This window comes from Falsihalocynthiibacter sp. CO-5D18 (assembly GCF_041205445.1).
Classification (GTDB): Bacteria; Pseudomonadota; Alphaproteobacteria; order Rhodobacterales; family Rhodobacteraceae; genus Falsihalocynthiibacter; species Falsihalocynthiibacter arcticus.
In genome coordinates, this window is the sequence record NZ_JBGFCF010000002.1 from 440,096 (window position 1) to 450,855 (window position 10,760).

Below are 10,760 nucleotides of genomic sequence, written 5' to 3' on the forward strand. Positions count from 1 at the left end.
GCGGTGTACCACTGATCGACCCAGAGGCCTTGCTGAAACAATCAAAAGTTTTTGCCTTTCCTCTGAGTTCGAGGCCGCGCCCCTTTTCATGGCGCAGCGATAGAATTTGTTGCGTCAGGCTGAAATCTGATCGCGATGCGTGAAAACCACCGCGGCGGCCAGAACCCCGAGCGCTAGCGCCGGGACGGCTGAAGGACCGAGGATAAAAAAGTGCGACAGCACCGCACCGATCATGGTGCAAAGTAGCAAACCCGCACCGAAAACCTCACGGCCGCGCGCCCACAGCAGGGCGGCCCCGCCAATTTCGATGATGCCGGTCACATAGCGGAAACACTGTCCGACACCGACCGCTTCGAAGGTTTGCACCATCATCTCTGCGCCCAAAAGCTTCGCGCCGCCGGCAGTGACAAAGGCGAATGTAAGCAGGGCCTTGATGGTCAGAAGGCCGTATTTGTGTACGTTGGAGAACATATTTCTCTTTCTTTTCTTTGACTTCGACTGGTGTGTGCTGTGGCGAGCCTCAAGCTAAATTGGGAGCCGGAGGATCGCCTAGTTTTTGCTAATCTGAATTGTGATCAATGCCTCCGGAACTGTTGCCCCGATGGTGCCAGAGGCCGCGTCAAAAGGGGCCGCGATGGTGTTGCCCGAGACGTCTTCAAGTTCAGGATCGACGATCAGATAATACTCGCCCGCTTGCCATGCTTCCGTAGGGGCAAAGGCCCAACCACCCGCATCACTGGAAACGTGACCGCGCAGATCATTGCGTGCGCTGTCCTGCACACGCAGCAATCGCAGCACAGCACCGCTGTCCATGATGCGGTCAAAGGCAATTGTTAGGGATGCATGGCTGCCGGCAGGCGGTGTTAGAATTTGCCAGTTCATCGGATCAATAGCGCGGCGCTCGGACGGCCCGACACGCAAGGCAAGTGTAACGTCTGTTTCCAACGGCGCGCCAGCCGCGCTTTGCATGCGCTCAGACACGATCAACTGGTAGCTTTCGCCTGACTGCAATGGAGCGCCTGCCTGCATATTAGGTCCGACTCCTTGCTTGATGCGACCGGGGTCCAACAGCAAGGTGGCGCGGGTTTGTGAAGGGTCCCAAAGCTCGGTCTCAAGGTTTAAGAACGGACTTGGGACTGCGTCACCGTCACTTTGGGTCAGCGTGACGGCCTCGCGCAACTGACCGCGCGCCATGGGTTCGGAAAACTGTACATAGAGGCGTAGGGTATTTGCAGGGATAACAGCCTGAGATGGCGCAAAACCAATGAGTTTTGGTATCGTGACCTCAGTCTCGGGCAGAGAGATGCCCAAGTCATACGACGTTTTCGCCAGATCAAGATTTAGGATATACTCCGTCCCTGCCCGGAGTGCGAAACGAGGCATGATCACGATGTCTGCGCCCAGTTCATCAAGCGTGACAGGCATCCCGAGCTCTGTGTTGAGGTTGGCAACTTGCAAGCGCAATGCATCCTCGGTCGACATTGCCTCTGACTGCTCCGCCTCTGAAAGCCCCCTTAGGATTACAGCACCTGATGTTGCGTCATACTGCGCATTTGGGGCTGCAAATGTTGGCAACGGAAGGGTGATACATGCGGCAAGCAAAGCCTGCCGCATGAAAGAGCCAAAGGATGTCATCAGTTAAACTCAAGCGGTCCAGCCGCGCCGTAGCCAAATGGATCGGGGCCATCCTCAAAGTTCATCTCGACAATGTGATCAGCACGATCAAAGAAGAACGGCAAGGCCAGCGTGTGCAGTTGGATGTTGCGCCCATCATCTGGGCTGCGGCGCACGACCACGGCAAAACTATCGTCCAACGTATCAAGATGCATTGTACCACTCATTGGCAGTGCGAACTGGTCCACACCTGCAACCGAAAAGACAGGTTGCACACCTTCGCCGTGTGGCATTTCTTCAGCCGAAGCGACGGAGGCGAGGTTCAACGACGCAGCCGAGCGATTGGTGTTCGTCACCACCACATTACTGCTTCCGTCCCACCCATTCACGTAGGGAACGATATCAATCGGTGTGTTGCCGAACCCCATCTCGCCGATCATCGTGCCACGCACCTCCGCACCATCGGTCAGTTCGGCCAGCGGGATGCGCACAATCGGTGTGCAGGCGTAAATCGCGATTAATGTTGGAATACCGTCAAGTTCGGTCACGGTCTGAGAAATGATTGGCGCGCGGGTCTCATACTGCGTATGAACAGCGTGCCAAATTTCGATCGAGGAGGTGCTGACTTCATCGTCAAACGGGTATGCCATGCGGCGCAGCTTGGAGCTGAACTCTTCGTTCGATAGACCCGCTACCAGCAGCTCCCCGTCGTAGTAGTCGATATCCGTTATTGCCAATGTGTTGAGCGGTTGACCAAATTCAAACGTTGCGTCTGTCGGAACAGGGCCAACGCTCTGTAAGGTGTGGTCAGCGGCGGCTAGATCAACAATATCAAGCGCACCATTATTGACGGAGACGATAACCGCCTCGGCGTCCGGACCATGGCCACGATGCACGGACAAGAAGATTTGCTTGCTCGGTTTGTGTACGACCATGTCATTGATCACCACGTCCTCGGCGCTCACACCCAGCAAGGCTGCGATTTCAACATCGAGGTTGTTAAAGATTGTGCGCCCTTCAAATGTTTGAGCACGCCCCAATTGGTAATCAGATTGATCCGCAAGGGCCTCGCCAAGATCAAAGGCATGTACGAGGCCCGCTTGGCTGTCCCCAACGAACAACACAGTGCCGGTGTCAAAGGCCAGTGCACCGGCGGACTGCAAGTTTACCTCTTGCGCAGAAATTCCGCCGGCGGTGGCGAGGGCCATCACGCTTGCAGAGAGTATAGACTTGGAAATGGACATTTCTGTCTCCCTTGTTTGATCTGATGAGATGCAAACTAACGGTTGCAAATTTTTACGATAGATGAAAAAAAGTGGTCCTTAGGGTCACAAAATGAGAACGTCGAAATGGGCCAGATCGAAGACCTCCGTGTGTTTGTGAGCATCGTCGAAAATGGCGGGATCGCTCGCGCGGCCGAAGTATTGGGTATCGCCAAGTCCGCTGTCAGCCGCCGTCTTGGGCAACTTGAAGACCGCTACGGCGTGCATCTGATCGACCGGCAGCCACGCACGTGGGTGGTTACAAGAGCGGGTCAGGAGCTTTACCAGCGCGCCAGCGTCACGGTCGCGGATGTCGACGAGCTACAGGCTGATTTTGTCCACAGCGCGCAAAGCCTAAGCGGACCACTCAGTATCTCCATCGCAAGAGAGTTCGGGCTTTCGTTCCTCAAGCCCACCCTTTTCTCTTTCATGGAGGCGCACCCGCAGATTGATCTAACCGTCGATTTTGACGACCGGATCGTTGATCTAGAGAGCGAGAACTATGATCTGGGCGTCCGCATGACCTCTGGAGATATGGCCGGGTACGTAAACCATCCCCTTGCAGTGACGCGTCACGGCCTCTTTGCCAGCCCGTCCTACGCCGCCAAGAACGGCCTGCCGCAACAGCTCTGCGACCTAACCAAACACCCGTTGCTACATTATGGCTCCGCGCGGCGTGCCCGTTGGGAGTTTCTGTGTGACGGGAAAAAGCGATACGTCGAATTCCAGCCTGCGCTGAATTCAAATAACGGGCCTTTTTTGCTGGACGCGACGCAGAAGGGCAAGGGCTTAGCCCGCTTGCCTGACTTCTTGGTGTCCACAGCGGTTCACAATGGCGATCTTGTCCCTGTCTTGCCGAGCTTCGAATTCGAAACATTCAATGTCCAAGTCGTCTATCGTGCCAACAGGCGTCTGAACAAACGAATGCGGGTGTTGGTTGATGCGCTCCAACAGGGCTGTACCGTACTGAATGAAAATCGCTGACCATATGCAAAGCAGACGTTCGCGCAGTGCGCAGCATTTGGCAAAATGGGCTCAGACCCGCCGTTCGCTGCACAATGCACCTAGGTCGGCTATGCGGGACCAAGTGTGAATTCGCTGCAATTGCACCAATGTCTGGTTTGGGGATTTCCTGAAATTGTCACAAGCTGCCGTGATTAGGATTTTGCTAGGCTCAATACGTTTAAAGCAAGGTGAATGAGCCCATGTTTTGGCGCGTTTGCTGGCCATTCGGCAAAGACACTGATTGATCGTAATTCCCATTCAGGCAGCACTATTTCCATCGTGCCGTTGTCAATGTCGGGCGCGACAAGGAACTCAGGTACGATAGCCAGCCCAGCTCCGGCGTGGGCGAGGCGATGCAAAGCTTGGGCATCGTTTGTAAACATGTGTGGGGTGGGCTTGATCTTCATGGTCTCCCCGTCCTTGTTCCTAAAACTCAAAGGAACGTTTTGAACCGGTGCAAGCGCAAGCCATTCCCAATCGGTTAGCGCCATGGGGTCGTTACCGACAGTACGCGTCGAGAGGTAGTCTTTGGACGCAACCAGCACACGTCGCACTTCAAACAAAGTACGTGAGGTCGCTGAGTTCTTTGAACTCGGCCCCATTCGAATTGCCAAATCAAACCCATCGTCAATCAACGCGCGGCGTGTGTCTGAAAAATCTACAGTCAATGTGATGCGCGGATATTCCAGTGAGAACGCGGCGATCTGATCCGTAATGTGTGACAAGGAGAGAACGGAGGGCAGTGTGATGCGCAACTCTCCACTGGGTTCACCAGCTGTCGCAGAAAGGTCCAGCAATTCGCCTTCAACCGCGTCCAACATGTTGCGTGTTGCAGCCAACAGCCTTTGACCCTCGTTTGTGAGCGTCAGCTTTCTGGTTGAGCGATAAATCAGCGCAACTCCAAGGTGTTCTTCCAATTGTGAAATATGATGGCTGACTACCGACGGCGAAAGATGCAGCTCACGCGCCGCGCCGCGAAATGAGCCATGGTCGATTGTCTTGGCAAAGATGGCCATCTGTCTGAGGCGATCAATCATTAGGTAAGTAATCCGAACAGTTAAAATTGATAAACGCACCTTATGATCTAATTAAAATATGTCCAGCTTATTCGAACAGCGCCCGACAACTTCATGGGCTTCACTTTTCATAAGAGGAATTATTCACATGAAAAAGTCACAATCCCTACTTGCGGTCGCGACATTGGCCGTCTCTTCAATCGCCTCGTCAGCCATCGCTGACAATGCCGATACGGTTCAGGCTTTCTATGAACTCCTCAGCAATCCAGGTTCTGAATCCCACACTGCTGCCTTCGTTGAAGCGACTGCTGACACATGGGAAAGCGTTGGCGGCTATGCCGGTGAAAACAAAAGCCGCGATGCTTTCTTGGGTCAAGTTGGTGGCTTCGCCAAGCTTCTCCCTGACCTGAACTGGGCCATCCAAGATCTGCATGAAAGCGGTAATTTCGTAACCGTGCGTAGCCGCGCGACAGGTACACCCGTTGCACCCTTCTTTGGTGTCGATGGTGAAGGTCGCAGCTTTGATATCATGACGATCGACATCCATGAGCTTGCCGGCGGAAAAATCGTTCGCTCATACCACGTCGAAGACTGGGCAGGCGCACTGCAGCAGCTTTCTGGCCGCTAGAAATTGAACCCAATAGGAGTACTGAAAATGAATAGACGACAAGCAATGAAGGCTTCTGTAGCCGCGGTCACCGGCGCAACATTTGCCTCGGCTGCAACAGCGCAGTCAAATGATGATCAAAGTCAGGCAGGCCTCGACACTGTTTTGGCCCTTATGGGGGCAATGGGCAGCGGTGACATGGGTGCGATGGCCGATCTTATGGCCGACGACATGGTTTGGTTAAACGCTGGCGATCCGACCCTTCCTTGGATCGGTCCGTGGGATGGCAAAGAAGAGATCTTTGGCTTCCTCGGTGTCTTTAGTGAAAACTTTCAAACCACCAAGTGGGAAAATACCGATGTTCTCGCCTCTGGCGACACGGTCGCGATCTTTGGTGACATGAATGGGATCACCACGAAGTCCGGCCAAGAAATTGGTGACTTCACCTTCGCCCTACGTGCCAAAGTGCGTGACGGCCAAGTTGTGCTTTGGAACTGGTTCGAAGACAGTTTCGCAGTCAGCCAAGCCTTCCACGCGAAGTAACTTCCAAATCCACAGCCGTGGCCAAACATTAGAGGAAATTAGAATGATTAGATTTTCACAAAGATTTACCATTTTGGCTGCGGCATCCCTTTTTGCCTGCGTCACACCTGCCTTTGCGCAGGATGTGTCAATCCCGAACCGTGACGGGCCCCGCCCCGAAACTACCAATGGCGTCCCCCATATCCAGTTGGGTCTGGAGGCGGTCCCTGAGTTAACAGAAGTGATGCTGAAACAAGTGGCAGAGCTTTCCGGTGTGACACTCGGTTCAACACGGGTTTCCTTGACCGGCGCTGTTGGCTTTCAATTGAACACTGATATCATCCTTGCCGAACCTGATGCAATCGTCGGCGGAAGAGAGTTCGCGCACGTCCACCCAGACGGCAGTTTGCACGCATCACTCGAACCTGAACTGGCGCGCGCCGCGGTGAACGCCGGTTGGGCCACACCGCACCCTTGGGCTGATCAAAGACCCTGTTGGGAGGGCTTCGTCATGATCTATACGCCCACCACAAAAGCCGAGTTAGACGTCGTACATCAATTGGTGCGTGGGTCCTACACCTATGTGACGGGGCTGCCAGCGCCATAGTTTGCGCAGAACACGCGACAAAAAAACTAATCAAAGAGGTACGACATGCCAGAGACAACGAACCCTTCAATCGGTTTAGGTCGATCTGGCAAGATTTTCCTAACTGCTCTCGTCGTCTGGATTCTAGCGCAGTTAATCCGCTTCATCGCGATCCCGCTCATCACGAGAGTCGCAAACGGCATCGATGCGCCGAGTTGGATGTATCCCGCGATCCTTGACGTTGTTACTGCAATCCTTGCCGTGCCGCTCGCAATCGCAATTTGGAAATGGCGGGGGTATACGGTTTGGACGCTCACAATTGTCTATTTCACGCTGTCTATCGTCGATCACATTGGTGCACTAACGAACCTCACGCTGATCGGTGAACCCATTGCATTTGAACAATTCAACGGGGGAGGAAACCCTTATGCTGCGCCCGTAGTACAGACGGTATTAGATGTAGTCTTCTTTGGTTTGCTGTTTATGCTCAGATTTCGAGGGCTGTTTTCCAACTTTCAAAACCCAAAAACTAGTTATTATTGCCACCAAGGCCACAGAATAGACCGCCTTGCGGCAAAACAAGGTACCCTTGATCTCAAGGGCACTTCACAGCCTATCAAGTTATGAAATTCAAAGCATCAATAAGGACAAAGATATGACCCAATCCGTTCCGATCATCGCCGCCAAACATCCCGCCAAAGTCGATCTGGAAAAGGGCAAGGATTACTATTGGTGTCGGTGCGGATTGTCAAAAAGCCAACCGTTTTGCGATGGGTCGCATGCAGGCACTGATGTGACGCCTCAAAAATTTACTGCTGATAGCACAGGCAGCGCAGCGCTATGTCAGTGCAAGGCGACAGCGAACGGTCCATTCTGCGATGGAACCCATGCAAGCCTTGGTGACCTAAAAGTAGGTGATCCGTCACCGAAGCCGAAGTCTGACACCCCGACTGCGACACCCACGCCAGAAGAGCCAACCGTGGCCCGAATTCACGCCTTGGCTAAAGACGGGCTATCCAAACTGGGCCACCACGGTGAAATGGGTGCAATGGGTGTTCCACGCAAAGACCTTCCGCACTGGGATGACATTCAGATTTTACCGGCGCAGATGGCCCGCAAACCATTGCTGGATGACGTGCCCGTGGCGACATCCGTGACGATTGGCCCGCGTGCGGCCAAACCGTTGCAATTGGACATCCCATTATTCGTTTCGGACATGAGCTATGGCGCATTGTCCGAGGAGGCGAAGATCGCGTTATCGCGCGGCGCTCAGATGGCAGGAACTGGGATTTGCTCCGGTGAAGGCGGTATGCTGCCTGAAGAACAAGCCGAGAATGCGCGTTACTTCTACGAATTGGCCTCCGCACGGTTTGGCTGGGACCTCGATCTGGTCGCGCGCGTGCAAGCCTTTCATTTCAAAGGTGGTCAGGGTGCCAAAACCGGCACGGGCGGGCATCTGCCCGGCGATAAGGTGCAAGGTAAGATTGCGGAAGTGCGTGGGTTGGAACCCGGACAATCCGCGATATCCCCTTCAACGTTCCCAGACCTTGAAACGCCAGCAGATTTCAAACGTATCGCCGATGAAGTTCGCGAACGATCTGGTGGCATTCCTATCGGGTTCAAGCTGTCGGCGAACCACATTGAGGACGACATCGACTTCGCGCTGGAGGCCAGTGCCGACTACATCATTCTGGATGGTCGCGGCGGCGGTACAGGTGCTGCACCGTTGATCTTCCGCGATCATATCTCAGTGCCAACAATCCCAGCATTGGCCCGTGCCCGTGCGCATCTGGATGCAAAGACAGGTCGTGAAGTGACCTTGGTCATCACAGGTGGCCTGCGCGTGGCTGAGGATTTCGCCAAAGCCATGGCCTTGGGCGCGGATGCTGTCGCAGTTTCAAACTCTGCCATGCAGGCGGTCGGCTGTATCGCAGCACGTATGTGTAATTCAAACAACTGCCCTGTCGGTGTCGCGACCCAGAAACCCGAATTGCGTGCCCGACTGGATGTGCAAATCGGCGCAAAAAAACTCGCCCGTTATTTCGGTGCATCGGTGGAGTTAATGCAGGTTTTGGCGCGCGCCTGTGGACACAATAATCTTTCTGATTTCGCTCATCGTGACATCACCACATGGAAGAAAGAGATGGCCGATCTTAGCGGAGTGCGATTTGGTGGCATCAAGCGTTAGGCATAAGCCATCATGCGAGGTGACGTGCTTGAATGTCGCCTCGCTGTTGCCAACTGAACGTGGAAGCCGCCATTCAAGCACGTTGCAGCATCTGTCAATATGGGCTCGTTGCCGACTTTCGCTGCGTTTGCACACGAAATCAACGTCAAATCGGAGGGCAAGCGGCGGCTATGCGGACCTTGCCGCCGTTCGCTGCTCGCTTTGCCGAAATAAACTGCTGCATTTCGGAGAGAATGGCCATGAGCCGATGGTCTTGCGAACAAGTCTGTTCGTCACAATCTTCGATTGTATGTTTTTTCAGTTGGGAACTTCCACAACTCCAACAATGTGAGTCCGCCTCAATGGCAGAGCTTGGTACGCCGAAACAATATCCGTTGTGGCAATGCCCTTGCCAGTCATACCATTATAGCGCCCCGTGCCAGTGACAATTTCCCAGTTGTTTGCCGCGCCTTTCTCTCCAGCCTTCCAACGCATTATGAACGTGTCTTCACCCTCACCGAAAACGCATATCCCAGTTATAGAGTTGGTTCCATCTTGGTATCCGAAGCCTGAACCAACGCATCGGGTGACTCCGTCTTCCAAAGGACCTTCAATAACTTCAAAACCGCCCTTGTTGTCCGTAAGGTGAAAGATATGATCGCCAAGGTCAAAATTCTCTTGAGAAAGCGGGTAGACGTTATTGATTTCGATGCGTTGTTCTTCGGCATTGGCAGCAAAACCAATTGCGGCCAGAATTGAGACTAAGATTAGGATTTTCACAAAGGCCTCCCTGAATTCCGTTCATTTTAGATTCTTTGCAGAAATACACAAATGAAAAGCGGGGTATCGTGTCGCAAGCCTTCGCATGCGAGGAAAAAGCAAAGAAGTAACGGTTGCTATGGGCTCCTTGCTGACTTTCGCTGCGTTTGCACATTGAAAAAACTGGGTCACAGCCCCGAGTGTCCGCTTTCTTCAAGTTGCCTAAATTAGTTTGCGTGTGCAGCGAAAGTCCGGTTTCCGCGGTGGTTTCAACCGGTGGACGTAACACTTTAATCTTTTGGAAGAGATGGAGTGTTGAACATGAAGTATCGTCGCAGAATTTACTATTCGTCTAAGCAGCGCACGGAGATTTGGGATCCCTCTCAGCGATGCAAGCATCGCCTGTCGGCAGTGGATGGCAGCGTGGGGAGTCCATGAGGTCGATTGGGCGCGTGTTTGATAGGCCCTCCTCGTCGGTCTTTTCGGTGATTTCGCCGACGGGTGGCATCCGCCCACCAGATCGCAAGCGTAGCACCCGTGCTTTGAACCTTTTTGAGCGGGAGGAAATATCGCGTGGGCTGAGCATCAAATGTTCACTACGCATGATAGCGCACCAATTAGGGCGCTCCCCGTCGACCATCAGCCGCGAGGTTAGGCGCAATGGTGGGCCTGCTGGATATCGGGCGGTGGCTTCAGACCAAGCAACATGGGATCGCGCTTTGCGCCCCAAGACATGTAAGCTGGCTTGTCATCCATCTTTGAGCCGCGCAGTATCAGCAAAGCTACGACGTAAATGGTCGCCCGAGCAGATTGCGGGTTGGCTCAAACGTGCGTTTCCGGGAGAGGCGCAGAGACAAGTGTCACACGAGACGATATACAAAAGCCTATACATACAAGCACGTGGCGTCCTCAAGAAGGAGCTGCTGGAGCATCTGCGTGCCAAGCGTACAGTTCGGCGGTCTAAGCATGCCAGCCTCAAGCGCAACGGTCTTGGTCAACCTCTCAGCGATTGCTTTGCATTCGCCTGCCGGTCAGCGGATCAAGAACGCCATATCAATCTCAGAAAGACCAGCATCGGTCGAGGATCGGGCTGTTCCAGGCCACTGATGGTGTGGATGCCTCACCCCGGAACCGGCATCAAAGTGTGCCATAGTGGTGATATTGAAAGCACCAAATCGGAGGAGACATCCATGAACGAAGTTACAATGATTGGCGTCGACTT

The 10,760-nt window shown here is 53.8% G+C and carries 12 protein-coding genes; 7 read left to right on the forward strand and 5 right to left on the reverse strand.

Annotation, left to right across the window (positions count from 1 at the left end; all coding sequences use genetic code 11):
* Nucleotides 1–114 precede the first annotated feature (114 nt).
* From AB9F27_RS04690 to AB9F27_RS04700, 3 genes are all read right to left on the reverse strand, one after another.
* Entirely contained in the window at nt 115–471 is a 357-nt protein-coding gene (locus AB9F27_RS04690; RefSeq protein WP_335586901.1) for a DoxX family protein, read from the reverse strand.
* Nucleotides 472–549: 78 nt separating this feature from the next.
* Complete coding sequence (locus AB9F27_RS04695; protein WP_335586902.1) at nt 550–1,635, reverse strand: Ig-like domain-containing protein; 1,086 nt, start codon at nt 1,633–1,635, stop codon at nt 550–552.
* Nucleotides 1,635–2,858, reverse strand: a complete 1,224-nt coding sequence (locus tag AB9F27_RS04700; protein WP_335586903.1) for a hypothetical protein — start codon at nt 2,856–2,858, stop codon at nt 1,635–1,637. Before AB9F27_RS04700 ends, AB9F27_RS04695 begins: the two co-directional genes overlap by 1 nt.
* Before the next feature lie 105 nt (nt 2,859–2,963).
* On the opposite strand from AB9F27_RS04700, the gene AB9F27_RS04705 reads away from it, so the two are divergent.
* Nucleotides 2,964–3,860, forward strand: a complete 897-nt coding sequence (locus AB9F27_RS04705) for a LysR family transcriptional regulator (RefSeq protein WP_335586904.1) — start codon at nt 2,964–2,966, stop codon at nt 3,858–3,860.
* Between the two features lie 173 nt (nt 3,861–4,033).
* Here AB9F27_RS04705 and AB9F27_RS04710 read toward each other — a convergent pair whose 3' ends face one another.
* Nucleotides 4,034–4,918 (reverse strand): LysR family transcriptional regulator, encoded by an 885-nt coding sequence (locus AB9F27_RS04710; RefSeq protein ID WP_335586905.1) that lies wholly within the window; start codon nt 4,916–4,918, stop codon nt 4,034–4,036.
* Nucleotides 4,919–5,045: 127 nt separating this feature from the next.
* On the opposite strand from AB9F27_RS04710, the gene AB9F27_RS04715 reads away from it, so the two are divergent.
* From AB9F27_RS04715 to AB9F27_RS04735, 5 genes are read left to right on the forward strand one after another with little or no spacing between them, the layout of a single operon-like run.
* Nucleotides 5,046–5,525, forward strand: a complete 480-nt coding sequence (locus AB9F27_RS04715; RefSeq protein WP_335586906.1) for an ester cyclase — start codon at nt 5,046–5,048, stop codon at nt 5,523–5,525.
* Between the two features lie 27 nt (nt 5,526–5,552).
* On the forward strand, nt 5,553–6,047 hold the full coding sequence (locus tag AB9F27_RS04720) for a nuclear transport factor 2 family protein (RefSeq protein ID WP_335586907.1): 495 nt from the start codon (nt 5,553–5,555) through the stop codon (nt 6,045–6,047).
* A 43-nt stretch (nt 6,048–6,090) separates the two neighbouring features.
* Nucleotides 6,091–6,633 (forward strand): luciferase family protein, encoded by a 543-nt coding sequence (locus tag AB9F27_RS04725; RefSeq protein WP_335586908.1) that lies wholly within the window; start codon nt 6,091–6,093, stop codon nt 6,631–6,633.
* A 45-nt stretch (nt 6,634–6,678) separates the two neighbouring features.
* Nucleotides 6,679–7,239, forward strand: coding sequence for a hypothetical protein (locus AB9F27_RS04730; protein ID WP_335586909.1), 561 nt, complete (start codon nt 6,679–6,681; stop codon nt 7,237–7,239).
* A gap of 28 nt (nt 7,240–7,267) precedes the next feature.
* Entirely contained in the window at nt 7,268–8,800 is a 1,533-nt protein-coding gene (locus AB9F27_RS04735; RefSeq protein WP_369757588.1) for a glutamate synthase-related protein, read from the forward strand.
* A gap of 297 nt (nt 8,801–9,097) precedes the next feature.
* Here the strand turns inward: AB9F27_RS04735 and AB9F27_RS04740 are convergent, their stop codons facing one another.
* Entirely contained in the window at nt 9,098–9,559 is a 462-nt protein-coding gene (locus AB9F27_RS04740; RefSeq protein WP_369754931.1) for a hypothetical protein, read from the reverse strand.
* Between the two features lie 413 nt (nt 9,560–9,972).
* Between AB9F27_RS04740 and AB9F27_RS04745 the strand changes: the two genes are divergently transcribed.
* On the forward strand, nt 9,973–10,760 hold a 788-nt coding region (locus AB9F27_RS04745; protein WP_369757589.1), incomplete at its 3' end, for a transposase.